The 23,786-nt window shown below is 54.2% G+C and carries 19 protein-coding genes; 13 read left to right on the top strand and 6 right to left on the bottom strand.

Annotation, left to right across the window (positions count from 1 at the left end; translation table 11 throughout):
• The first annotated feature begins 16 nt into the window (after positions 1 to 16).
• Both ACJ9Y9_RS18875 and rlmM read left to right on the top strand, forming a co-directional pair.
• The gene (locus ACJ9Y9_RS18875) at positions 17 to 412 is read left to right on the top strand and encodes a DUF423 domain-containing protein (protein WP_028014272.1); all 396 of its coding nucleotides are present in this window, start codon (positions 17 to 19) and stop codon (positions 410 to 412) included.
• A complete protein-coding gene (rlmM, locus tag ACJ9Y9_RS18870) occupies positions 405 to 1,505 on the top strand; it encodes a 23S rRNA (cytidine(2498)-2'-O)-methyltransferase RlmM (protein WP_407226217.1) in 1,101 nt (366 codons plus the stop codon). The genes ACJ9Y9_RS18875 and rlmM overlap by 8 nt, the downstream gene beginning before the upstream one ends.
• A gap of 60 nt (positions 1,506 to 1,565) precedes the next feature.
• On the opposite strand, the gene xni is transcribed toward rlmM, so the two are convergent.
• The 5 genes from xni to queF form a co-directional block, all read right to left on the bottom strand.
• Positions 1,566 to 2,321: a flap endonuclease Xni gene (gene xni / locus ACJ9Y9_RS18865; protein WP_028016896.1), complete on the bottom strand. Its 756-nt coding sequence runs from the start codon at positions 2,319 to 2,321 to the stop codon at positions 1,566 to 1,568.
• 112 nt (positions 2,322 to 2,433) lie between these two features.
• The gene (locus ACJ9Y9_RS18860) at positions 2,434 to 3,801 is read right to left on the bottom strand and encodes an L-serine ammonia-lyase (RefSeq protein ID WP_028016895.1); all 1,368 of its coding nucleotides are present in this window, start codon (positions 3,799 to 3,801) and stop codon (positions 2,434 to 2,436) included.
• A 63-nt stretch (positions 3,802 to 3,864) separates the two neighbouring features.
• On the bottom strand, positions 3,865 to 5,154 hold the full coding sequence (locus ACJ9Y9_RS18855; protein ID WP_028016894.1) for an HAAAP family serine/threonine permease: 1,290 nt from the start codon (positions 5,152 to 5,154) through the stop codon (positions 3,865 to 3,867).
• 514 nt (positions 5,155 to 5,668) lie between these two features.
• The gene (gene ppnN, locus ACJ9Y9_RS18850; protein ID WP_028016893.1) at positions 5,669 to 7,033 is read right to left on the bottom strand and encodes a nucleotide 5'-monophosphate nucleosidase PpnN; all 1,365 of its coding nucleotides are present in this window, start codon (positions 7,031 to 7,033) and stop codon (positions 5,669 to 5,671) included.
• A gap of 116 nt (positions 7,034 to 7,149) precedes the next feature.
• The gene (queF, locus tag ACJ9Y9_RS18845; protein WP_028016892.1) at positions 7,150 to 7,992 is read right to left on the bottom strand and encodes an NADPH-dependent 7-cyano-7-deazaguanine reductase QueF; all 843 of its coding nucleotides are present in this window, start codon (positions 7,990 to 7,992) and stop codon (positions 7,150 to 7,152) included.
• A 69-nt stretch (positions 7,993 to 8,061) separates the two neighbouring features.
• Here queF and syd point away from each other — a divergent pair, with 69 nt between their 5' ends.
• The 8 genes from syd (at position 8,062) to ACJ9Y9_RS18805 (ending at position 16,375) form a co-directional block, all read left to right on the top strand.
• Entirely contained in the window at positions 8,062 to 8,607 is a 546-nt protein-coding gene (gene syd, locus ACJ9Y9_RS18840; protein ID WP_028016891.1) for a SecY-interacting protein, read from the top strand.
• A gap of 630 nt (positions 8,608 to 9,237) precedes the next feature.
• Positions 9,238 to 9,567 carry a YqcC family protein gene (locus ACJ9Y9_RS18835; protein WP_028016890.1) on the top strand — a complete coding sequence of 110 codons (330 nt, stop codon included), beginning with the start codon at positions 9,238 to 9,240 and terminating at the stop codon, positions 9,565 to 9,567.
• Entirely contained in the window at positions 9,564 to 10,340 is a 777-nt protein-coding gene (truC, locus tag ACJ9Y9_RS18830; RefSeq protein ID WP_028016889.1) for a tRNA pseudouridine(65) synthase TruC, read from the top strand. Before ACJ9Y9_RS18835 ends, truC begins: the two co-directional genes overlap by 4 nt.
• Positions 10,341 to 10,364: 24 nt before the next feature.
• The gene (locus ACJ9Y9_RS18825; RefSeq protein WP_028016888.1) at positions 10,365 to 10,814 is read left to right on the top strand and encodes a flavodoxin; all 450 of its coding nucleotides are present in this window, start codon (positions 10,365 to 10,367) and stop codon (positions 10,812 to 10,814) included.
• A gap of 295 nt (positions 10,815 to 11,109) precedes the next feature.
• The gene (gene gudP / locus ACJ9Y9_RS18820) at positions 11,110 to 12,465 is read left to right on the top strand and encodes a galactarate/glucarate/glycerate transporter GudP (RefSeq protein WP_028016887.1); all 1,356 of its coding nucleotides are present in this window, start codon (positions 11,110 to 11,112) and stop codon (positions 12,463 to 12,465) included.
• Positions 12,465 to 13,805, top strand: coding sequence for an enolase C-terminal domain-like protein (locus tag ACJ9Y9_RS18815; protein ID WP_028016886.1), 1,341 nt, complete (start codon positions 12,465 to 12,467; stop codon positions 13,803 to 13,805). The genes gudP and ACJ9Y9_RS18815 overlap by 1 nt, the downstream gene beginning before the upstream one ends.
• 15 nt (positions 13,806 to 13,820) lie before the next feature.
• Positions 13,821 to 15,158 carry a glucarate dehydratase gene (gene gudD / locus ACJ9Y9_RS18810; RefSeq protein WP_028016885.1) on the top strand — a complete coding sequence of 446 codons (1,338 nt, stop codon included), beginning with the start codon at positions 13,821 to 13,823 and terminating at the stop codon, positions 15,156 to 15,158.
• 77 nt (positions 15,159 to 15,235) lie between these two features.
• The gene (locus tag ACJ9Y9_RS18805) at positions 15,236 to 16,375 is read left to right on the top strand and encodes a glycerate kinase (RefSeq protein ID WP_028016884.1); all 1,140 of its coding nucleotides are present in this window, start codon (positions 15,236 to 15,238) and stop codon (positions 16,373 to 16,375) included.
• Between the two features lie 43 nt (positions 16,376 to 16,418).
• Here ACJ9Y9_RS18805 and barA read toward each other — a convergent pair whose 3' ends face one another.
• Complete coding sequence (gene barA, locus ACJ9Y9_RS18800) at positions 16,419 to 19,178, bottom strand: two-component sensor histidine kinase BarA (protein WP_028016883.1); 2,760 nt, start codon at positions 19,176 to 19,178, stop codon at positions 16,419 to 16,421.
• Between the two features lie 57 nt (positions 19,179 to 19,235).
• On the opposite strand from barA, the gene rlmD reads away from it, so the two are divergent.
• The 3 genes from rlmD (at position 19,236) to mazG (ending at position 23,676) form a co-directional block, all read left to right on the top strand.
• Positions 19,236 to 20,534 carry a 23S rRNA (uracil(1939)-C(5))-methyltransferase RlmD gene (gene rlmD / locus ACJ9Y9_RS18795; RefSeq protein ID WP_028016882.1) on the top strand — a complete coding sequence of 433 codons (1,299 nt, stop codon included), beginning with the start codon at positions 19,236 to 19,238 and terminating at the stop codon, positions 20,532 to 20,534.
• Between the two features lie 51 nt (positions 20,535 to 20,585).
• The gene (gene relA / locus ACJ9Y9_RS18790) at positions 20,586 to 22,817 is read left to right on the top strand and encodes a GTP diphosphokinase (protein ID WP_028016881.1); all 2,232 of its coding nucleotides are present in this window, start codon (positions 20,586 to 20,588) and stop codon (positions 22,815 to 22,817) included.
• Between the two features lie 67 nt (positions 22,818 to 22,884).
• Positions 22,885 to 23,676 carry a nucleoside triphosphate pyrophosphohydrolase gene (gene mazG, locus ACJ9Y9_RS18785; protein WP_028016880.1) on the top strand — a complete coding sequence of 264 codons (792 nt, stop codon included), beginning with the start codon at positions 22,885 to 22,887 and terminating at the stop codon, positions 23,674 to 23,676.
• The last annotated feature ends 110 nt before the right edge of the window (positions 23,677 to 23,786 follow it).

Genomic DNA, 23,786 nt, shown 5'->3' with positions numbered 1-23,786 from the left:
AATTCAGGACTTAAACATGACCAGCCGATTCATGCTGATTTTTGCCGCGGTGAGTGGCTTTATTTTTGTTGCACTGGGCGCTTTTGGCGCACATGTATTAAGCAAGTCTTTGGGCGCAGTAGAGATGGGCTGGATCCAGACCGGCCTTGAATATCAGGCATTCCACACGTTGGCTATTTTTGGGCTGGCGGTGGCGATGCAGCGCCGTATCAGTATCTGGTTTTACTGGAGCAGCGTCTTTATGGCGTTGGGCACCGTGCTTTTCAGTGGCAGTCTCTACTGTCTGGCACTTTCGCATTTACGCCTGTGGGCGTTTGTTACACCTGTCGGTGGCGTTAGCTTCCTGGCGGGTTGGGTATTAATGTTTATCGGAGCTATCCGTCTGAAACGCAAGGGCGTTGTTCATGAATAAGGTTGTTTTATATTGTCGCCCGGGGTTTGAGAAAGAGTGCGCCGCGGAAATTACCGATAAAGCGGCGAAGCGCGAGGTCTTCGGCTTTGCGCGCGTTAAAGAGAATGCAGGTTATGTGGTATTTGAATGCTATCAGCCTGAAGACGCGGATAAGCTGGCGCGTGAACTACCTTTCAACTCATTGATCTTTGCCCGCCAGATGTTTGTCGCGGGTGAACTGCTGAAGGATCTTCCGCCGGAAGACCGTATCACCCCAATTGTCGGCATGCTGCAGGGCGTGGTGGAGAAGGGCTGGGATCTGCGCGTTGAAGTGGCGGATACCAATGAAAGCAAAGAGCTGATGAAGTTCTGCCGCAAATTTACCGTACCGCTGCGTGTAGCGCTGCGTGATGCGGGTATCCTGACGAACTACGAAACGCCTAAACGTCCGGTGGTGCATATCTTCTTTATCGCACCAGGCTGCTGCTATACGGGGTATTCATACACCACCAACAACTCTCCCTTCTTTATGGGCATCCCGCGTTTGCGCTTCCCGGCCGATGCGCCGAGCCGTTCAACGCTGAAGCTGGAAGAAGCCTTCCACGTCTTTATCCCTGCAGATGAGTGGGACGAGCGTCTGGCAAACGGCATGTATGCCGTCGATCTCGGTGCGTGCCCGGGCGGCTGGACCTACCAACTGGTGAAACGTAACATGTGGGTTTCATCTGTCGATAACGGGCCGATGGCACAAAGCCTGATGGATACCGGGCAGGTTACCTGGCTGCGTGAAGATGGTTTCCGCTATCGTCCGAACCGTAACAACATCTCCTGGATGGTGTGCGATATGGTTGAGAAACCGGCCAAAGTGGCCGCGCTGATGGCTTCCTGGCTGGTGAACGGCTGGTGTCGTGAGACCATTTTCAACCTCAAGTTGCCAATGAAAAAGCGCTATGAGGAAGTGTCGCAGAATCTGGCTTATATTCAGCAGCAACTGGATGAACATGGCATTAACGCGGAGATCCAGGCGCGTCAGCTGTATCACGACCGCGAAGAGGTGACGGTGCATATTCGTCGCTGGTGGGCCGCTGTCGGTGGACGTCGCGACGAGCGATAGTGTGTGCTTTATTTTGCCCGGTGGCGCTGTGCTTACCGGGCAGACAAATCGTGAATTGTATTAACGTTCCAGCCTTAACTGCTGCAAATTCCCGTCCAGCTGTAAACTCGTTTGTAGCGTCGCTACATCCCGGCAGATAAAGGCCATCTCTTTGTGTGCTTCAAGCTTCTTGCGCCATTTTTCCGGCACCTCATCCAGCCTGGCGTAAATCCCTTCCAGACTCTGAAAATCCGTTAGCAACTGAGCGGCACTTTTTGGTCCTATACCCGCGACACCCGGCACCTTCGAGCTGCTGATCCCCGCCAGCCCCCAGTAATCTGGCAGCTGTTCAGGCGAGACGCCAAACTCACTGGCAATGAAAGGGGCATCGAGCCAGCGTTTCTGGAAGTAATCACGGATGCGGATCGTAGGCGAGAGCAGCTGGCAGTAGCCTTTATCGGTTGAAACAATCGTCGCCTGATGCCCAGCGCTGGCGACTTTAACCGCAAGTGTTGCTGCCAGATCGTCAGCTTCATTGCCATGCGCCCCCCAGCAAGGGACGCCGCGCTGTTCAAAGGCGGCGCGAATGGCGGGCATCTCGTCATGCAGATCGTCTGGCATCGGGGCACGTCCGGCCTTGTAATCAGGCAGGCGCTGGTGACGCCAGCCAGTGTTACGCGCTTCGTCGTCAAACACGGCCACAACATGAGTCGGTTCGCTATGGCGGATAAGCTGCTCCAGTGCGTGCAGGCAAGTGTCTTTACAGGGGGTGCCTTGTACCGCATGGATCCGGCGAATCAGGTTGAGTGCGTCGACAATAAGCAAATGAACAGCCACAGAGATTCTCCCTTAAATCTGATGGGTAAAGGGTAACACTGTCGGCAGGATGAAACGAATAGTGTGAGGGGAAACAGGAAGAAGCCTCGCAAAACGAGGCTTCCTGAGAGGCTTAATCGCAGGTAACGATCTTCATCGCCAGACCGCCGCGAGAGGTTTCGCGGTATTTGGCGTTCATATCTTTCCCGGTTTCGTACATGGTTTCGATAACTTTATCGAGACAGACGCGCGGTTCGCTGGTACGACGCAGGGCCATACGTGCAGCGTTCACCGCTTTCACGGAAGCGATCGCGTTACGCTCGATACACGGCACCTGTACCTGTCCGGCAACCGGGTCACAGGTCAGCCCCAGGTTATGTTCCATGCCAATTTCTGCAGCAATGCACACCTGCGTTGGGCTTGCACCCAACAGCTCAGCCAGACCCGCCGCCGCCATAGAGCAAGCCACACCGACTTCACCCTGGCAGCCAACTTCCGCACCAGAAATGGACGCGTTCATCTTATACAGGGAACCAATCGCACTGGCGACCAGCAGGTAGCGCGCCAGAGAGTTAGCGTTCACTTCGCGGATAAACTTGTCGTAGTACGCGAGCACGGCCGGAACGATACCGCAGGCACCGTTGGTCGGCGCGGTGACCACGCGGCCACCTGCGGCGTTCTCCTCGTTTACTGCCAGCGCGAACATATTGATCCAGTCCACGACTGCCATTGGATCTGTTGTCGTTTTGTCGGTGCTGACCAACATACGGCGTAGCGCTGCTGCACGACGCGGCACGCGAAGCTTGCCAGGCAGAACGCCTTCGGTGGTGATCCCGCGCTCAATACCGCCGCGCATCACTTCCCAGACGTTAGCAAAGTGCTGTTCCAGCTCCGCTTTGCTGTGAAGTGCCAGCTCGTTTTTCATCATCAGGCCGGAGAGGGAAAGTCCTGTCTCCTGGCAGTGACGCTGAAGGTCCGCCGCAGTTTTGTACGGATAAGGCACGTCGACCGAAGAGTTACTGGTTTGACCAAAGTGGTCTTCGTCGACGATAAAACCGCCGCCGATAGAGTAGTAAGTCTGGCTGTATACCGCTTTGTCGCCGGCCAGCGCAGTGATACGCATACCGTTTTCGTGCAGCGACAGGTTGTCAGCATGGAAATTCATGCATCGATCAACCGGGAATTCCACTTCATGTTCGCCATTTGCCAGCAGCAGGCGACCGTGGGTATTAACGTCCTGGATGAAGCCAGGGATCGCGTCAATATCAACGGTATCCGGCAGGTTTCCCGCCAGGCCCATGATAATGGCGATATCGGTATGGTGGCCTTTCCCGGTCAGGGAAAGAGAACCGTAAACATCAACAACCACGCGGGTTACGTCGTGCAGAATGCCGCGTGCAATCAAGTCATCCGTGAACTGCTTACCGGCTTTCATTGGTCCGACGGTGTGAGAGCTGGAAGGACCAATACCGATTTTGAAAATATCGAATACGCTAATCATGATGCGTCCATTGCTTTCAGTCAGAGAGGAAGAATGCGCCGCCCGAGGACGGCGCAGGAGGTATTAGCTGAACAGTGAGAAGAAAATAGCGGAGATGGCAATCAGACCCATCACAACAACGAAGACGTTGCTGATGTGGCCGCTGTATTTACGCATCGCAGGCACTTTCTGAATCGCGTACATCGGCATCAGGAACAGAATCATCGCGATAACCGGGCCACCCAGAGTTTCAATCATGCCCAGGATGCTTGGGTTCAGAGTCGCAACTGCCCAGGTGGTGATCAGCATGAACAGAGCGGTGATTTTGTTCAGCTTGCTGATTTCAATGCTCTTGCCTTTACCGCGCAGAGATTTGATCACCATACCGTTGAAGCCTTCACGCGCGCCCAAGTAGTGACCGAGGAAGGATTTGGTGATGGCGATAATCGCGATGATAGGTGCCATCCACGCAATGACTGGTGCGTTAAAGTGGTTTGCCAGGTAAGACAGAATAGAGATGTTCTGCTCTTTCGCTGCTGCCAGATCCGCCGGGGAGAGGCTCAGTACGCAGCTGAAGACGAAGAACATCACGGTCAGTACCATCATGATGTGTGCACGTGCCAGGATGCTGGAGCATTTCTTCTCTGCACCGTTGCCGTACTCTTCACGCTTCGCCACTGCGAAGGAGGAGATGATTGGGGAGTGGTTGAAGGAGAAGACCATTACCGGAATCGCCAGCCACAGGGTCATCAGCAGGCCGTTACCGGTTGCAGATGCGCTGCTCAGGGACAGGGTTTCCAGTGCTGCACCGTTCCACTGTGGGATCAGGTAGCAAGCCAGTACCATCAGAGCAATCACGAACGGGAAGACCAGTACGCTCATTGCTTTAACAATCATCTGCTCACCGAAGCGCACGATAGTCATCATGCCTACGATCAGAATCAGAGACAGAATTGCACGCGGAGGCGGCGTCATGTGCAGCTGGTGCGTCATGAAGCTTTCAACGGTGTTGGTGATTGCCACGCTGTAAACCAGCAGAATTGGGTAAATCGCGAAGAAGTAGAGCAGGGTAATCAGTTTACCTGCGCCGATACCGAAGTGCTCTTCAACCACTTCAGTGATGTCTTCGCCCGGGTTTTTACCGGACAGCACGAAGCGGGTCAGACCGCGGTGTGCGAAGAAGGTCATCGGGAAAGCAATGATGGCCATGATGATCAGCGGGATCAGACCGCCGACGCCTGCGTTGATAGGAAGGAACAGTACACCAGCGCCGATTGCTGTGCCGTAAAGGCCAAGCATCCACATGGTATCCGTTTTGCGCCAACCACTTCGGGATTCAATCGAAGCAACGGTGCTGGTTTGAGTGGTTTCCATCTGTATCTCCTGGAGGAAGCAAATTGTCAGGTTTTAAGTCAAATCCGATGAAAAAGTGCCTGACGGTAATATGAAATTCGTTCAGTGACGGTTTTTTAATAATTTTCACCCGTAACTATTGGCGGGCGGAAAGATACATTCTCGTTATGAATCTATCAGTGATCGCGATCTCAAATGCAATAATCCACTTATGATGTGGGCATCTTTAGACCATTTATCTGTTAAAAAAACATCAAAGAGAATTTACGGGCGCGAAGGCTACCACTAACGACATGTGAGCTGAAAGACAGGCCCGTGATATAGGTGTCTTTAGCTGTAAAGAAACGGGTTTTTAGTATTTTCTGGCGGGTAATTTGGATTAAGGCTGATAACTTACGGTTGTAAAATCAAGGTAATCGTTTGCGTTCTGGTGTGATTTGTAAAAGATATAAGCGAGCTATATGAATTGCTTCGGTAATAAAAAAGCCGGGACGCGTTGTATGACGACCCGGCTTTAAAGAGAAGACGCTAAGCGTTAAGTGCAGATTTCGTAGCAAGGAATGTAGGCAGAGCCTGGCAGCTTCATGCGGTGTTGGGCGACAAAGCCCTGCAGCATATCGTCCATGCGACGCATCATCTCCCGGTCACCGTGAATTTTGTACGGACCATGTTGTTCAATGGCGCGGATGCCCATCTCTTTCACGTTCCCCGCCACAATCCCGGAGAAGGCACGACGCAGATCGGCAGCCAGGACTTCCACCGGTTGATCCGGGTAGAGTTTCAGGTTCGCCATATTCTCGTGCGTAGGTTCGAATGGGATCTGCAGGTCCGGAGCAATACGAATTGACCAGTTGAAGCTGTAAGCATCGCCGGTATCACGACGATTCTCTTTCACCAGCGGCATCGCTTTTTTCATCTGACGAGCCACTTCTGCTGCATCATCAATGATGATGCGATAGTGACGACGCGCGGATTCCCCCAGCGTATGCACGATGAACTCATCCAGCACGCGGAAGTAGTCGGCGCTCTCTTTTGGCCCGGTAAGGATCAACGGCAGAACCTGATCTTTATTGGCCGGGTTCATCAGAATGCCCAGCAGATAAAGCAACTCTTCCGCTGTTCCCACACCGCCCGGGAAGATGATTATGCCGTGGGCGATACGGACAAACGCCTCAAGACGTTTCTCGATATCCGGCATGATAATCAGCTCATTAACCAGCGGGTTAGGTGGCTCAGCAGCAATGATTGACGGTTCGGTCATACCGATAAATCGCCCCTCTTTGTAACGCTGTTGCGCATGTCCAACCGCGGCACCTTTCATTGGCGCTTCCATTGCCCCTGGGCCACAGCCCGTACAGATATTCAGTTCACGCAGGCCGAGTTGCGTTCCCACCCGACGGGCATAGAGATATTCGGTTTCGTTAATGGAGTGGCCGCCCCAGCAAACGACCATGTTCGGTGCTTCGCCGACGTGCAGGGCACGAGCGTTTCGCAAAATCGAGAACACCAGGTTGGTGATATGAACAGAGCTTTCCAGGTCGAGATGCTGGAAACGGCCTGCGTTGTGGATCTGCCCGTTAACAAACAGGATGTCACGCAGCACGGCAAACAGGTTGGCCTGAAGTGAGCGAATAATGCGCCCGTCGACGAAGGCGTCTTCTGGCGGGTTAATCACTTCAAGTTTCACACCACGCTCACGGCGCAGCACGTTGATATCAAAGCTTTCGAAGCGGGACAGTAGTTCTTTACTGTTATCTGTCAGGCTTCCGGAGTTCAGTACGGCAAGTGAACAGTTACGAAACAGTTGATAAAGATCGCTGCTGGCCGTGCGTTTAAGCATGTCCACTTCCAGCTGTGACAACATATCCATTGAGCCAAGCGGGCTAATATGTGTAATCAAGTGAGCTCCTTACGGGACGATTATCGTCTTTCCCTGTTGATTACAATAGCCCTGGCTTATGAGATTTCACAACACTTCGGGCGGAATACCGCCCGTATATTATGAAAATATTTATGTTACTGACGTACCAGACGGCCAGTCGCAGGCACAAAATTGGTATTGGTGCGCCACGGGTTAATATCCAGCCCACCACGTCGGGTATAGCGTGCGTAAACGCTCAGCGTCTCAGGATGGCAGAAACGCTGAATGTCATTAAAGATGCGCTCCACGCACTGCTCGTGGAATTCATTGTGATGACGGAACGACACCAGATAGCGCAGCAGTTTTTCCCGGTCAATTTTCGGGCCACGATACTGGATCTGCACGGAACCCCAGTCCGGCTGATGGGTAATCAGGCAGTTGGACTTCAGCAAATGGCTGACCAGCGTCTCTTCGACCACCTTCCCGCTCGCCGCGTTTTCGAGATAATCGGTGCTGAATTCGTAGCTGTTCACCTCGATATCCTGATCGTCGATGCAGGTACCGTTGAAGTGGGCAATGGGCTGCCCTTCGAGTTCATCCAGACGATACAATGAAACGCTTACGTTGCCCTGAGCGCAGGCACTTAAATCACGTTCCAGGGTGTGCTGAACGTCGTCCCAGCTATTGAATTTTGTCTGGTTAAAACTGTTGAGATAGAGCTTAAAACTTTTGGACTCAACAAGATTAACGCTGGCGTAATCCAGCTCAACATGGCCCACCGCCACCTGCGGCAAACCGCGAGCGTTAAGCCACGAGAGTTCGTACAGCGTCCATATATCTCCGCCGACAAACGGCAGTGCATCCGCGTGTAAACCCAGAGGATCGCGATTCAGGCTGCGCGGCACACCCTGCAGCAGGCTTGCATCGTAGGTGTCGCGGTAATCGGTCGATTTACCCAGCGTTAAGCCGGTTAACGCCTGATGATTTTCGTAAGACATGTTTCATAGCCACTTTACAGGTACACTTATGGCCTGAGTTTATCCTGTCTTACAAGAAGAGAGAAATCGGTGGACATCGAAACTGCAAATGCCCTCACTACCTTCACGACCCGTTATTGCGATGCATGGCATGAAAAGCATGACACATGGCCACAAAGTACTGATTTATATGGCGTGCCGTCACCGTGCATTATCTCTTCTCAGGATGATTACGTGATCTGGCAGCCGAAGCCCAATCCCGGTGAGCAAAAAGTAAATGCGGTTGAACGGGCAATGGATATTGTGATACAATCTGCCGTTCATGCGTTTTATACCACGCAATTTGCAGGGGATATGCCTGCACGCTTTGCTGATATTACGTTGACCCTGTTGCAGACCTGGAGTGAAGACGATCTGCAGCGTGTTCAGGAAAACCTGATTGGGCATCTGGTCACGCAAAAGCGCCTTAAGCTTTCTCCGACACTCTTTATTGCCACGCTGGATAGCGAACTGGATGTAATATCCGTCTGTAACTTGTCTGGTGAAGTGGTTAAAGAGACAATTGGTACCCGCAATCGCGAGATCCTCGCCCCCTCTCTTGCGGATTTCCTTACCCAAATTGAGCCATTGCTGTAATCCTTGATGCTACAGCGCGTGTGAGAGATCTCTTACAAGGTTTGTGAGAGATCGCTGGAACATTCAGTATTACCTTATTTAATTAAGATTAATATTACTCTGTTTTTCAATGGATTACTTGTTCATTGCATGACTTTTAGCGCTTTCTTAAGGCTTACACAACTGACAGGGTGGGTTGTAAGACGAAGCGGAATAGCGGATTCTATCTCCGTCGACAGGACGCCGACACGAGAAACGAACATCAGGATGATGGCGTTTCTTACTCAGGACACGTCAGGATGGCGCTGCAGGAAGGCTTCAGGATGAAGCAAAAGGATAACGCAGGATGCGTAAGGGACACCTCCAGGAAGGAGAATGAGAGCCGGTCAGGATGAGCGGTGGGTCAGGAAGGCCAGGATGTTTCAGGATGAAACAAACATATCAGGACGATATGTGCAGGATGCATCGGTTTACGGATGACCAGGCCTTCGGGCATCAGGAAAAGTTGTCACGGATGAGCAGGGAGCACGAATTGTAGCTGGAATGCTGCGAAACGAACCGGGAGCACTGTTTTTACAGTGCTCCCTTTTTTTATTTCTGCCTTCCGCAATGCTATGCTGCGCGCCGTTCATTTTTTCAGTTGAGGTTACTATGACGCAACACGATCGCGTTCGTGCCCGGTTGCACGCCATCGAAGCCCTTTTGCGCCAACATCAGCTGTGGCAGGAGACTGCACCGCAGCCAGAAGCGTTCGCAAGCACCCAGCCATTCTGCCTGGATACGCTGGCACCGTTCGAGTGGCTCCAGTGGGTATTAATTCCGCGTATGCACGCACTGCTGGAAGGCGGTCATCCGCTGCCACAGGCCTTTGCTGTTTCTCCCTATTATGAAATGGCGCTTGAGGCGACGCATCCAGCGCGCGACGTGATGCTGGTCGAACTGGAAAAGCTGGATGCCCTGTTTGCCGGTGAAGATGCATGACGCTTGAGATCCTCTATCAGGATGAGTGGCTGGTGGCGGTGAATAAACCGTCCGGCTGGCTGGTGCACAGAAGCTGGCTGGATCGCGACGAGAAAGTCGTGGTGATGCAAACCGTGCGCGACCAGATTGGCCAGCATGTTTTCACTGCCCATCGTCTCGACAGGCCGACCTCCGGCGTTCTGCTGATGGGGTTGTCCAGCGAGGCAGGCCGCCTGCTGGCGCAGCAGTTCGAACAGCACCAGATCCAGAAACGCTACCACGCGATTGTCCGTGGCTGGCTTACGGAAAGTGCCACACTGGACTATCCGCTGGTGGAGGAGCTGGACAAAATTGCCGATAAATTTGCCCGTGATGATAAAGGTCCGCAGCCTGCGGTGACAGATTATCGCGGCATGGCGACTACCGAAATGCCGGTGGCAACCAGCAAATTTCCGACCACACGCTACAGCCTGGTTGAGCTTCTGCCTAAAACCGGGCGTAAGCACCAGCTGCGACGCCATCTTGCGCACCTGCGCCACCCGATTATTGGCGACAGCAAACACGGCGATCTGCGCCAGAACCGCAGCGCGGCCGAACACTTTGGTTGCCATCGTCTGATGTTGCACGCCAGCGAGCTAAACCTGACGCACCCGTTTACCGGCGAACCGCTAACTATACGCGCGGGGCTGGACGACGTCTGGATGCAGGCGCTGTCACAGTTTGGCTGGCTGGGACAACTCCCCGAAAATGAAAGGGTTGAGTTTGTATCGGGCAACGTTCAGGATGAACAGTAAACGCATTCAATATGGGAAAATATCATGGCTGAAGTAGGCATTTTTGTCGGCACAATGTACGGCAACTCGCTGCTGGTTGCGGAAGAGGCTGAGGCAATACTCGCCAGCCAGGGCCACAAAGCCACGGTCTATGAAGACCCGGAACTGGCAGACTGGAAAAAGTATCAAGATAAATACATTCTGGTGGTGACCTCCACCACCGGACAGGGCGATCTTCCGGACAGCATCGTGCCGCTTTTCCAGGGAATTAAAGACCAGCTCGGCTATCAGCCGGACGTTCACTACGGCATCATTGCGCTGGGCGATAGCTCTTACGCCAACTTCTGCGGCGGCGGTAAGCAGTTCGATGCTCTCCTGCAGGAACAAAGCGCCCAACGCGTCGGCGAGATGCTGCTGATTGATGCGGGCGAACACCCTGAGCCTGAAAGCGAGTCGAACCCATGGGTTGAACACTGGGCTACGCTCCTTAAATAGTTCTGTATGCCGGGTAAGGCGTAGACGCCACCCGGCTGTACATCCCGCACCAAACGCCAATTCCGTGAACCACCTTCAACTCCCCTGGGCTAATGCCATAAACAACCTCTCACACCCCCTTTAATACTGTGTTTTTGCACGGTGAGAGACGGTGTCACTCCTTCATATACTTTTCCGGTCACTATAAAACGGCGTCAGGCCGTACCAAAACGACAAAACACAAATCTCATTCTGATTACCCTACCGGTGCTGTACAGAATGAACCAGGCGAAAGCTATGTTTCAGGAGTGCAACAATGAGTACATTAAGCCACGCAGCGAGCAGCGCTGAGAAGCGCACCAATGCCCGCTACTGGATAGTGGTGATGCTGTTTATCGTCACGTCCTTTAACTATGGTGACCGCGCCACGCTGTCGATTGCCGGCTCGGAAATGGCAAAAGACATCGGCCTTGATCCGGTGGGCATGGGTTACGTTTTCTCTGCATTCTCATGGGCCTACGTTATCGGGCAAATTCCTGGCGGCTGGCTGCTGGACCGTTTTGGATCTAAACGCGTCTATTTCTGGTCCATCTTTATCTGGTCGATGTTCACCCTGCTGCAGGGTTTCGTCGATATCTTCAGCGGCTTCGGCATTATCGTGGCGCTCTTCACGCTGCGCTTCCTGGTAGGCTTAGCGGAAGCGCCTTCCTTCCCGGGCAACAGCCGCATTGTGGCGGCATGGTTCCCGGCGCAGGAGAGGGGAACGGCGGTAGCGATCTTCAACTCCGCACAGTACTTTGCAACGGTGATCTTCGCGCCCATCATGGGCTGGCTGACGCATGAGGTGGGCTGGTCGCACGTATTCTTCTTCATGGGCGGGCTTGGGATCGTCATCAGCTTCATCTGGCTGAAAGTGATCCACGAACCTAATCAGCATCCCGGTGTGAACAAGAAAGAGCTGGAGTACATTGCCGAAGGCGGAGCGCTGATCAACATGGATCAAAAATCCGCAAAAGCAAAAGTCCCGTTCAGTCAGAAATGGGCACAGATCAAACAGCTTGTCGGCTCGCGGATGATGATCGGGATCTATCTTGGCCAGTATTGCATCAACGCCTTAACTTACTTCTTTATCACCTGGTTCCCGGTTTATCTGGTGCAGGCGCGTGGTATGTCGATTCTGAAAGCGGGGTTTGTTGCCTCTGTTCCGGCAATCTGCGGCTTCGTTGGGGGTGTGCTCGGCGGGGTGATTTCCGACTGGCTGATGCGCCGCACCGGTTCACTGAATATTGCGCGGAAAACGCCGATTGTGCTCGGCATGCTGCTCTCCATGACCATGGTGTTCTGTAACTACGTAAATACCGAGTGGATGATTATCGGCTTCATGGCGATGGCTTTCTTCGGTAAAGGGATCGGTGCGCTGGGCTGGGCGGTGATGGCAGATACTGCGCCAAAAGAGATCAGTGGTCTGAGCGGCGGTCTGTTCAACATGTTCGGCAACATCTCCGGGATTGTCACCCCCATCGCTATCGGCTACATCGTCGGCACGACGGGCTCTTTCAACGGTGCGCTGATCTACGTGGGTGTGCATGCGCTGGTGGCGGTGCTGAGTTACCTGGTGCTGGTGGGGGATATCAAACGCGTCGAACTTAAACCTGTTGCGGAGCGTGGATGATGACAACGCAATCAAGCCCAATCGTCACTGAGATGAAGGTCATCCCGGTGGCCGGGCAGGACAGTATGCTGCTGAATATTGGCGGCGCACATAACGCCTGGTTTACCCGTAATATCGTTGTGCTGACAGACAGTGCAGGGAATACCGGCGTGGGCGAAGCGCCTGGCGGAGAGGTGATTTATCAGACGCTGGTCGATGCCATACCTCGGGTGGTGGGTCAGGAGATCGCCCGGTTGAATAGGGGGGTCCAGCAGGTACATAAGGGAAATCAGTCGGCAGACTTTGATACCTTCGGAAAAGGGGCGTGGACGTTTGAACTGCGCGTCAACGCTGTCGCCGCTCTGGAAGCCGCCCTGCTTGATTTACTGGGCAAGACCTTGCATGTCCCGGTCTGCGAATTGCTGGGGCCAGGCAAGCAGCGCGATGCGGTGACGGTGCTCGGCTATCTGTTTTATGTTGGCGATCGCAACAAAACCGACCTGCCTTATCTGGCTCACTCGCCGGGCAGCCACGAGTGGTATCACCTGCGTCATCAGGAAGCGCTCTCCGGTGAAAGCGTTGTCCGGCTGGCTGAGGCGGCGCAGGATCGTTACGGTTTTAAAGATTTCAAGCTTAAAGGCGGCGTACTGCCAGGTGAGCAGGAGATTGAAACGGCCCGGGCGCTGAAAAAACGCTTCCCGGAGGCGCGTATCACGGTTGATCCGAACGGAGCATGGCTGCTGGATGAAGCGATCAGCTTGTGTAAAGGGCTGGGGAATGTCCTGACCTATGCGGAAGATCCCTGCGGCGCTGAACAGGGGTTCTCGGGTCGTGAAGTCATGGCCGAGTTCCGTCGCGCCACCGGGTTGCCAGTCGCCACCAACATGATCGCGACCAACTGGCGTGAAATGGGTCACGCTGTGATGCTGAACGCTGTCGATATTCCGCTGGCTGACCCGCATTTCTGGACGCTTTCAGGTGCAGTACGTGTCGCACAGCTGTGCGATGACTGGGGGCTAACCTGGGGCTGCCACTCCAACAACCACTTTGATATTTCGCTGGCGATGTTTACCCACGTTGGCGCGGCGGTACCGGGTAACCCCACCGCTATCGACACCCACTGGATTTGGCAGGAGGGTGAAGCTCGCCTGACCAATAATCCGCTTGAGATCAAAAACGGCAAAATTGCTGTGCCGGATGCGCCTGGGCTGGGTGTAGAGCTTGACTGGGATCAGGTTCATAAAGCCCATGAGGCGTATAAAAAACTGCCTGGTGGTGCGCGTAACGACGCAGGACCGATGCAGTATCTTATCCCCGGCTGGACATTTGACCGTAAGCGCCCTGTTTTCGGACGTCACTGATAAAAGGATTGAACGATGAGCACTTTTTCTACCCCCGTAGTCACTACCATGCAGATCATTTCGGTTGCGGGCCATGACAGCATGCTGATGAACCTGAGTGGTGCGCATGCGCCATTCTTTACCCGCAATATCGTGATTATCAAAGACAACTCCGGTCATACCGGTGTAGGCGAAATTCCGGGTGGGGAGAAGATCCGTACTACGCTGGAAGATGCCATTCCATTAGTTGTCGGTAAAACGCTGGGCGAGTACAAAAATGTGCTGAATACCGTGCGCAATACTTTCGCTGACCGCGATGCGGCTGGACGTGGGCTGCAAACGTTCGATCTGCGTACCACTATCCATGTGGTGACCGGTATCGAAGCGGCAATGCTGGACTTGTTAGGCCAGCACCTGGGCGTTAACGTCGCGTCACTGTTAGGCGATGGCCAGCAGCGCAGCGAAGTGGAAATGCTGGGCTATCTGTTCTTTGTCGGCGACCGCAAGCTGACGCCTCTGCCGTATCAGAGTCAGCCAGATGAACAATGCGACTGGTACCGACTTCGCCACGATGAGGCGATGACTCCGGATGCGGTGGTGCGTCTGGCGGAAGCCGCTTATGAGAAATACGGCTTCAACGATTTCAAACTGAAGGGGGGCGTGCTGGCGGGCGAAGAAGAGGCGGAAGCCATATCTGCGCTGGCGAAACGTTTCCCGCAAGCGCGCGTAACGCTCGATCCGAATGGGGCCTGGTCTCTTGATGAAGCGATCCGCATTGGTAAACAGCTGAAAGGCGTGCTGGCCTATGCGGAAGATCCGTGCGGGGCTGAACAAGGTTTCTCCGGCCGCGAAGTGATGGCGGAATTCCGCCGTGCAACAGGTTTGCCAACGGCAACAAACATGATAGCAACCGACTGGCGCCAGATGGGGCATACGCTTTTTCTGCAATCTGTCGATATTCCGCTGGCTGACCCGCACTTCTGGACGATGCAGGGTTCAGTGCGCGTGGCGCAGATGTGTCATGAGTTTGGCCTGACCTGGGGCTCGCATTCCAACAACCACTTCGATGTGTCGCTGGCAATGTTCACTCACGTTGCCGCTGCTGCACCGGGTACGATCACTGCGATCGACACGCACTGGATCTGGCAGGAAGGCAATCAGCGCCTGACCAAAGAGCCGTTTGAGATCAAAGGGGGCATGGTGCAGGTGCCGTCCACACCGGGGTTAGGTGTTGAGCTGGATATGGATCAGGTTATGAAAGCTCACGAGCTGTATCAGAAACATGGCCTGGGTGCGCGCGATGATGCGATGGCGATGCAGTATCTCATCCCGGGCTGGTCATTTGATAATAAACGTCCGTGCATGGTGCGATAAATGTGCAGGGAACGCTCCCATTGCTGGTCATTTGCGTGGTGTATGCTTAACGTAACAACGATGCGTAAGGATGGCTTATGAAAATTGTTATCGCACCGGACTCATATAAGGAAAGTTTGAGTGCGCTTGAGGTTGCGACAGCGATAGAGCGTGGTTTTCGCGAGATCTTCCCCGAGGCAGTTTACGTCAAACTGCCGGTCGCGGACGGTGGCGAAGGGACGGTTGAGGCGATGATTGCGGCAACGCAGGGAAGCATTATGCATGTTCCGGTGACCGGCCCGCTGGGCGAGCACGTGGACGGGTTTTATGGTTTGTCCGGTGATAAGCAGAGTGCCTTTATTGAAATGGCAGCGGCCAGCGGCCTGGAGCTGGTTGCGCCTTCGCAGCGTAACCCTCTGAGAACCACCTCCTGGGGAACAGGTGAGCTTATCCGTCATGCGCTGGATGCGGGCGTTAAGCATATCATTATTGGCATTGGCGGCAGTGCAACCAATGACGGCGGTGCAGGGATGGTGCAGGCGCTGGGCGCTAAATTGCTCGATGCGAGTGAACAGCCTCTTGGGCAGGGCGGGGGCGAGCTGGGAAAACTCGCGCGTATCGACCTGAGCGGGCTGGATAAACGCCTGGCTGAGTGCCGGATTGAGGTGGCCTGTGATGTCACTAATCCGCTCACCGGAAAGGATGGCGCGTCAGCCGTATTTGGTCCGCAAAAGGGGGCCACACCCGAGATGATCGTCACCCTGGACAACGCGCTTGCTCAGTATGCGCGGGTCATTGCCCGGGATCTGGATATCGATGTGTTGAACCTTGCTGGCGGTGGCGCAGCGGGCGGCATGGGGGCAGCACTGTATGCCTTTTGCGGTGCGCAGTTGCGCCAGGGGATTGAGATCGTGACCGATGCGCTACACCTGGCCGACCAGGTGGCCGATGCGGATTTGGTGATCACGGGTGAAGGACGCATCGACAGTCAGACGATCCACGGCAAAGTCCCGGTAGGTGTGGCGAAAGTGGCCAAACGCTTTAACAAACCCGTCATCGGTATTGCGGGGAGTCTGACGGCGGATGTTGGCGTGGTACACGAACACGGCATTGATGCGGTGTTTAGCGTGATCTACACCATCTGCTCACTGGAAGACGCGCTGGAAAATGCCAGTGAAAATGTCCAGATGGCCGCAAGGAATATCGCGGCGGCGCTGAAAATAGGGCAGGCATTTTAGCTGTGATTGCCGGGTAAGGCGAAACCGCCACCCGGCTTTTACCTCAGCTTCCCAGCACTTTCATCGCTTCCCGCGTCACATTATCCATCTCATCCAGCAGCTCCAGAAATTCCGGTTCAAGCTCAGATTCCGGCGTACCGGCACGCAGTTGCTGCTCCAGCAACTGGCAGAGATTTTTCAGCCGCGGCACGCCGCTGTATCCACAGCTGCCGTGCAGCTTGTGAATCGCTTCCAGCAGATCGTCCGGGTTTTCACCCACCAGTTGCTCTTCAACCTTATTGCGAATTTCCGGTAGAAACGCGACGAGCATTTGCAGCATTTCGCGCGCTAAGTCGGGTTTTCCTGCTGCCTGACGCAGCGCAAGCTGCCAGTCAAAAGTCGCGTTCTGATTGACGCTAATCTCAACTGGCTCGGCAGATGGCGTGTACGTCCCGCCTGAATGCCCCGGTTTATAGCGTAACAACAGGTTATGAAGTTTCTCTTCGTCGATAGGTTTAGCCAGATAATCATTCATCCCGGCACTCAATAGCTTCTCTTTCTGACCGGCCATCGCATGCGCGGTGACCGCAATCACCGGGGTCTGCTGCTGATGCGGGAGCTGATGGATCAGCTCACAGGCCCGAATGCCATCCATACCCGGCATTTGAATATCCATCAGAATTAAATCGAACTGCATCTGTTTAGCCTGTTCAACCGCCTGCGTGCCACTGGTACACAGTTCAACATGCTGAACCTGGTCTTCAAGCAATACGCCAATGAGCTTCAGGTTGGCCGGGTTATCATCCACGGCCATCACGCTCATCGGCAATTTTTGCTCATTGTCAATTGGAGGCAGAGCATTCTGGCTAAGACGGCAATATTCCGTCAACGCTGGCAGCAGTCTGGTCGCGGTAAGCGGTTTTAGCAGACACGCGGCGGCCCCGTCATTCTTCAACTCTTCTGCATTGAGCTGGGCATGGCAAGGGAGCGCCAGCAGCAGATAGTCGGTCATTGACGCGGCTTTCGCCAGCCGTTCCTGTTGCATGGTCAGTTCGCCGGTGAAAGTGACCGGGATCCCCATCAGCAGAATGTCGTAGTGTTCAACGGCAAGGGCTGAGAAGGTTGGGCTGTAGACCACTTCCAGCGGCGTGGTGCTTAAAATATCAAGCGCACACTGCGCCGCCGCCGCGTTAGGCTCGACGTAGGCCAGACGCTTGCCTTTCAGGCAGTCTGTCACCGGACCATCTGTCAGCACGTTCGGGTTGAGGTCCAGATTAATGTGGAACCAGAAGGTTGACCCCCGGTTCGGCTGGCTGTGGAAAGAGATATCTCCTCCCATCTCATTCACCAGTCTCTGCGTGATCACCAGCCCCAGACCAGTACCGCCATGACGGCGGGAGATACTGGCGTCTGCCTGACGAAACGCCTGGAACAACCGCGACTGATCGCGCTCAGGGATACCGATGCCGGTATCGCGGATCTGCACTTCAATCTGAACCTTGTTATTACTGATAGAACGTTTTTCCACCAGAATGTCGATGTTACCGCTTTCGGTGAACTTAATGGCATTTCCGACAAGGTTAGTAATAACCTGCTGCAGACGTAGCGGGTCGCCAATGACGTTATCCGGCACATCGTTCTTGATGTTAAGTGTCAGCTCCAGCCCTTTATCGTGCGAGGAGTGTGCGAGAAGCGTGACCACTTCATCCAGTGTGCTCCGCAACGGGAACGGGATACTCTCCAGAATAAGCTTGCCTGCTTCCAGCTTGGAGAAGTCCAGCACGTCGTTAATGATCGCTAACAGGTTGTTAGCGGAGCGCTCGATAGTGTGCAGATGGTCGCGCTGAGTCGGGTTAAGCTCGCTTTTCAGCGTCAGGCGGGTAAAGCCGATCACACCATTGAGCGGTGTACGCAGCTCGTGTGACATATTGGCAAGGAATTCAGATTTAATACGTGCCGCTTCCTGCGCACGCTTTTTCGCCAGATCCAGCTCAACGTTCTGAATCTCCATCTGTTCCAGCGTTTCGCGCAGGTCAGACGTGGCCTGGTCAACGTTGTGCTGCATCTCTTCGTGATACGCCGCCAGAGACATCGCCATCGAGTTGATGCCATTTTTCAGCATATCCAGCTCGCCCAGCATAAACCCTTCAACGCGGCTGTCGAGCTGACCCCGGCGAATACGGTCAACCGTGTTGACCATGTTGCGGATGGGCCCCGTCACATCGCGCATCAGACGCCAGCCGAAGATCAGTGCAATACCGATGCAGAACAACATCATCACGCCAGAGATGAAAATTTCTTTGTACTGCTGTAGCCGTACCGACTTGAGATCCAGCTCCAGTGCGACATATCCCAGCATATTATTGCTGGATTTGGCGTCGGATTGCGCAGACTCATCGGGTGAATAACTTTCTGAAATGATCGGCGTGCGCAGGATCATGATATCCCCGCGCCGAAGCACTGTGAGCTGGCGCGGGAACGGTGTGCCGTCAGGGATTTTCAGGGACGCCGGATCGAGATGAAAATTCGAGGTCACAAACAGACGGTTATGTTCGTCGTAAACGGAAATGGCACGAACAATGTCCGAGTGACGACGGTGGAGCACGCTGATTAACTGACCAATGGACTCGCGGTTTTGCAGGTTCATCCCATACTCACTGGAAACGGCCAGCGGTTCGATGATGCTGGCGCCAGCACCTTCCAGTTGACGCTGCAAATCGTTATAGCGATGCACCACAAAGAAGATACTCAGCAGCAAACCGATAAGAACGGTGGGGGCGAGGATCAAAATCATCATGCGCGCGCGCAGGCTGTAGTTGGTCATGGCGTTCCGTTATGGGACAATTAAGATAATTATGTTTATGTGAGAAAAATCTCGGCGATGGCGCAATTCTACTCTGCAAAACGACGCGTGACGACGCGTCAAATCATCACTGTTGAAGCTACGGACCTGGATCCTTTTGGCCAGGGGGTTGCTCGACATAATGGTAAGACTCTGTTTATAACAGGTTTACTGCCAACAGAACGAGCAGAAATTACGCTGACAGAAGATAAACGGCAGTACGCCCGTGGACAGGTGAAGCGTCGCCTCAACGATAGCCCGCAGCGTGTGGAACCTCGTTGCCCGCACTTTGGTATCTGCGGAGGCTGTCAGCAACAGCATGCGAGCACAGAATTACAGCAAAAAAGCAAAAGCAGCGCCCTGGCGCGTCTGCTTAAACATGACGTAAGCGAGATTATTGCCGGTGAGGCGTGGGGTTATCGCCGCCGTGCGCGCCTGAGTCTCAGCTTTCAACCAAAAACTGAGCGGCTGGAGATGGGGTTTCGCAAAGCCGGCTCCAGCGATATCGTTGATGTGAAGCATTGCCCTGTTTTGGTGCCCCATCTTGAGGTATTGCTTCCAAAAGTGCGCATTTGTCTCTCCGGGCTGGAGGGTGTTCGCCACCTTGGGCATGTCGAACTGGTCATGGCAAATAATGGCCCGCTGATGGTTTTGCGCCACACCACGCCGTTGTCGAAAAAAGATCGCGAAAAACTGGAACACTTTTCGCATTCCCACGACCTGGCGCTTTTCCTGGCACCACAAAGCGAGATACTTGAGCAGGTTACAGGTGACGCGCCCTGGTATGCGTCAAACGGACTACGCTTAACGTTCAGCCCGCGGGATTTCATTCAGGTAAATGATGGCGTTAATCAGCAGATGGTTGAGAAAGCGCTGGCGTGGCTGGATGTTCAGAAAAGCGATCGGGTGCTCGATCTGTTCTGCGGAATGGGTAACTTCACGCTGCCGTTGGCGCAAAAAGCCGCCAGCGTCGTCGGCGTGGAAGGTGTTGAGGCGCTGGTGGCTAAAGGGCAGGAGAACGCAAAGCAGAACGGCTTGCAAAATGTGACCTTCTTTCATCAAAATCTTGAGGAAGATGTCACCCAACAGCCGTGGGCGAAGCAGGGCTTTGATAAAATTTTACTCGACCCGGCTCGTGCTGGTGCACCGGGTGTCATGGCACATATTATTAAACTCGCGCCGAAGCGTGTGGTCTATGTTTCCTGTAACCCGGCAACGCTTGCCCGTGACAGTGAGGCATTAATCAGTGCGGGTTACCAGATTCGGCGTCTGGCAATGCTGGACATGTTCCCGCACACTGGACATCTGGAATCGATGGTGTTGTTCGAGCACATCTAATTTGTTTGGCTTGTCGACTTCGACAGGCCCTGGTCCCTAAAGGAGAGGACAATGGTTGCGGTAAGAAGTGCACATCTTAATAAAGCTGGGGAATTTGACCCACAAAAATGGATCGCAAGTCTGGGAATTTCCAGCCAGCAGTCGTGTGAACGCTTAACCGAAACCTGGGCCTATTGTTTGCGCACCACGCAGGGGCATCAGGATGCCGATCTTCTCTTATGGCGCGGCGTGGAGATGGTTGAAATCTTATCCATGCTGAACATGGATATCGAAACGTTGCAGGCCGCGCTTCTGTTCCCGCTTGCCGATGCGGACGTCGTCACTGAAGACGTACTGCGCGAAAGCGTTGGAAAATCGGTCGTGGCGCTGATCCACGGCGTACGCGATATGGCTGCCATCCGCCAGCTTAAGGCTGCGCACACTGACTCTGTCTCTTCAGAACAGGTCGATAACGTTCGCCGCATGCTGCTGGCCATGGTGGATGATTTCCGCTGTGTGGTCATCAAACTTGCCGAGCGTATTGCCCATCTGCGTGAAGTGAAGGATGCACCGGAAGACGAGCGCGTGCTGGCTGCCAAAGAGTGTACAAACATCTATGCGCCGCTCGCAAACCGTTTAGGGATTGGTCAACTGAAATGGGAACTGGAAGATTACTGCTTCCGCTACCTGCACCCGGCGGAATATAAACGCATTGCCAAACTGCTGCATGAGCGCCGTATCGACCGCGAGCATTATATCGAGGAGTTTGTCAGCGGTTTGCGTCAGTCAATGAAAGAAGAGAATGTGCGTGCCGAAGTCTACGGTCGACCAAAGCACATCTACAGTATCTGGCGCAAAATGCAGAAGAAACATCTCGCTTTTGACGAGCTGTTTGACGTGCGCGCGGTACGTATCGTGGCGGAGCGTCTGCAGGACTGCTATGCCGCGCTGGGGATAGTGCACACGCACTTCCGACACCTGCCGGATGAGTTCGATGACTATGTCGCGAACCCGAAACCTAACGGCTACCAGTCTATTCATACCGTTGTGCTCGGCCCTGGCGGCAAAACGGTCGAAATTCAGATCCGCACCAAACAGATGCACGAAGACGCCGAACTGGGCGTTGCCGCGCACTGGAAATATAAAGAAGGCACCTCCGGTGGGGCGCGTTCCGGCCATGAAGATCGCATCGCCTGGCTGCGTAAGCTGATTGCGTGGCAGGAAGAGATGGCCGACTCCGGCGAGATGCTTGACGAGGTGCGCAGCCAGGTCTTTGACGACCGGGTGTATGTCTTTACCCCGAAAGGGGATGTCGTTGATCTGCCTGCGGGCTCTACACCGCTCGATTTTGCCTACCATATCCACAGTGATGTGGGGCACCGCTGTATCGGGGCGAAAATCGGCGGGCGCATTGTACCGTTCACCTACCAGCTGCAGATGGGCGACCAGATTGAAATTATCACCCAGAAGCAGCCAAACCCGAGCCGGGACTGGCTGAATCCAAACCTGGGTTACGTGACGACCAGCCGTGGGCGTTCCAAAATTCACGCCTGGTTCCGTAAACAGGATCGTGACAAGAACATCCTTGCGGGTCGTCAGATCCTTGATGATGAGCTGGAGCATATTGGCATCAGCCTGAAAGAGGCGGAGAAGTTCCTGCTGCCGCGCTACAACTTTAACGAGCTTGATGAGCTGTTAGCGGCCATTGGCGGCGGCGATATCCGTCTGAATCAGATGGTGAACTTCCTGCAGGCGCAGTTCAATAAGCCGAGTGCGGCAGAGCAGGATGCAGCCGCGCTGAAGCAGTTGCAGCAGAAAACCTATGCCCCGCAGCAGCGCAGCAAAGACAATGGTCGCGTGGTGGTGGAAGGCGTAGGCAATCTTATGCACCACATTGCGCGCTGCTGCCAGCCTATCCCGGGCGACGATATCGTCGGCTTTATCACCCAGGGGCGCGGAATTTCGATTCACCGCTCCGACTGCGACCAGCTTGCCGAGCTACAATCGCATGCGCCTGAGCGCATCGTGGAAGCGGTCTGGGGCGAGAGCTATTCCGCGGGTTACTCGCTGGTGGTGCGCGTTACTGCCAACGATCGCAGCGGGCTGCTGCGCGACATTACCACCATTCTTGCTAACGAGAAGGTCAACGTGCTGGGCGTCGCCAGCCGCAGCGATACCCGCGAGCAGCTTGCTACCATCGATATGACCATCGAAATCTATAACCTGCAGGTGCTGGGCCGCGTGCTTGGCAAACTGAACCAGGTGCCGGATGTGATTGACGCGCGTCGTCTGCACGGCGGTTAAACACACTCTTCTGTAAGCCGGGTAAGGCTTTGCCGCCACCCGGCTTGTTTTTTTAATGGAAAACACTATGACTCAAATCGACCGCCTGCTCGGCATCATGAAATGTCTTCGGGACCCGGAAAACGGCTGTCCGTGGGACAAAGAGCAGACTTTCGCCACCATCGCCCCGTACACACTTGAAGAGACCTATGAGGTGCTGGACGCCATCTCTCGTGAAGATTTTGACGACCTGCGCGGCGAGTTGGGCGATCTGCTGTTCCAGGTGGTGTTCTATGCACAAATGGCGCAGGAAGAAGGGCGCTTTAACTTTGACGACATCTGTGCCGCCATCAGCGACAAGCTTGAGCACCGCCACCCCCATATTTTTGGTGATGCCACTGCAGGGAACAGCGCGGAAGTGCTGGTCCGCTGGGAACAAATCAAAAGCGCCGAGCGTGCAGAGAAATCCCAGCACTCCGCGCTGGACGATATTCCTCTGAGTCTGCCCGCGCTGATGCGCGCGCATAAAATTCAGAAACGCTGCTCTGCAGTCGGGTTCGACTGGACGTCCCTCGGCCCGGTACTGGACAAAGTGCATGAAGAGATAGACGAAGTGATGCACGAAGCGCAGCAGGCAGTGGTGGATGAAGCAAAGCTGGAAGAGGAGATGGGCGATCTGCTGTTTGCGACTGTCAACCTTTCACGCCACCTGGGCGTAAAAGCGGAAACCGCGCTGCAAAAAGCCAACATTAAGTTCGAGCGTCGTTTTCGCGAAGTTGAACGGATTGTGACCTCGCGTGGCCTGGAAATGACCGGTGTAGACCTCGATGTGATGGAAGAAGTCTGGCAGGAAGTAAAACGCCAGGAATCTGATCTCTAACGGATTTTTGCGATCAAGCGCAATTTGTGTGATTTTTTAAATGACAAGCGCTTGATTTGCGTCAAAAACATTTACCCAAAACGGGCTATTTTCTCACTCCTTATGTTTGT

The organism is Enterobacter sp. CPE_E1241 (assembly GCF_045618265.1).
GTDB lineage: Bacteria > Pseudomonadota > Gammaproteobacteria > Enterobacterales > Enterobacteriaceae > Enterobacter > Enterobacter adelaidei.
Note: the sequence above shows the minus strand (reverse complement) of the source record. Positions and strands in the feature narration are given on the sequence as shown.

What these genes read in the sequence shown, in the direction of transcription:
- ACJ9Y9_RS18875 (WP_028014272.1), top strand. Translation starts at nt 17, where the DNA reads ATGACCAGCCGATTCATGCTGATTTTTGCCGCGGTGAGTGGCTTTATT.
- rlmM (WP_407226217.1), top strand. Translation starts at nt 405, where the DNA reads ATGAATAAGGTTGTTTTATATTGTCGCCCGGGGTTTGAGAAAGAGTGC.
- ACJ9Y9_RS18860 (WP_028016895.1), bottom strand. Translation starts at nt 3,801, where the DNA reads ATGATTAGCGTATTCGATATTTTCAAAATCGGTATTGGTCCTTCCAGC.
- ACJ9Y9_RS18855 (WP_028016894.1), bottom strand. Translation starts at nt 5,154, where the DNA reads ATGGAAACCACTCAAACCAGCACCGTTGCTTCGATTGAATCCCGAAGT.
- queF (WP_028016892.1), bottom strand. Translation starts at nt 7,992, where the DNA reads ATGTCTTACGAAAATCATCAGGCGTTAACCGGCTTAACGCTGGGTAAA.
- ACJ9Y9_RS18835 (WP_028016890.1), top strand. Translation starts at nt 9,238, where the DNA reads ATGACGCAACACGATCGCGTTCGTGCCCGGTTGCACGCCATCGAAGCC.
- truC (WP_028016889.1), top strand. Translation starts at nt 9,564, where the DNA reads ATGACGCTTGAGATCCTCTATCAGGATGAGTGGCTGGTGGCGGTGAAT.
- ACJ9Y9_RS18825 (WP_028016888.1), top strand. Translation starts at nt 10,365, where the DNA reads ATGGCTGAAGTAGGCATTTTTGTCGGCACAATGTACGGCAACTCGCTG.
- gudP (WP_028016887.1), top strand. Translation starts at nt 11,110, where the DNA reads ATGAGTACATTAAGCCACGCAGCGAGCAGCGCTGAGAAGCGCACCAAT.
- ACJ9Y9_RS18815 (WP_028016886.1), top strand. Translation starts at nt 12,465, where the DNA reads ATGACAACGCAATCAAGCCCAATCGTCACTGAGATGAAGGTCATCCCG.
- gudD (WP_028016885.1), top strand. Translation starts at nt 13,821, where the DNA reads ATGAGCACTTTTTCTACCCCCGTAGTCACTACCATGCAGATCATTTCG.
- ACJ9Y9_RS18805 (WP_028016884.1), top strand. Translation starts at nt 15,236, where the DNA reads ATGAAAATTGTTATCGCACCGGACTCATATAAGGAAAGTTTGAGTGCG.
- barA (WP_028016883.1), bottom strand. Translation starts at nt 19,178, where the DNA reads ATGACCAACTACAGCCTGCGCGCGCGCATGATGATTTTGATCCTCGCC.
- rlmD (WP_028016882.1), top strand. Translation starts at nt 19,236, where the DNA reads ATGGCGCAATTCTACTCTGCAAAACGACGCGTGACGACGCGTCAAATC.
- relA (WP_028016881.1), top strand. Translation starts at nt 20,586, where the DNA reads ATGGTTGCGGTAAGAAGTGCACATCTTAATAAAGCTGGGGAATTTGAC.
- mazG (WP_028016880.1), top strand. Translation starts at nt 22,885, where the DNA reads ATGACTCAAATCGACCGCCTGCTCGGCATCATGAAATGTCTTCGGGAC.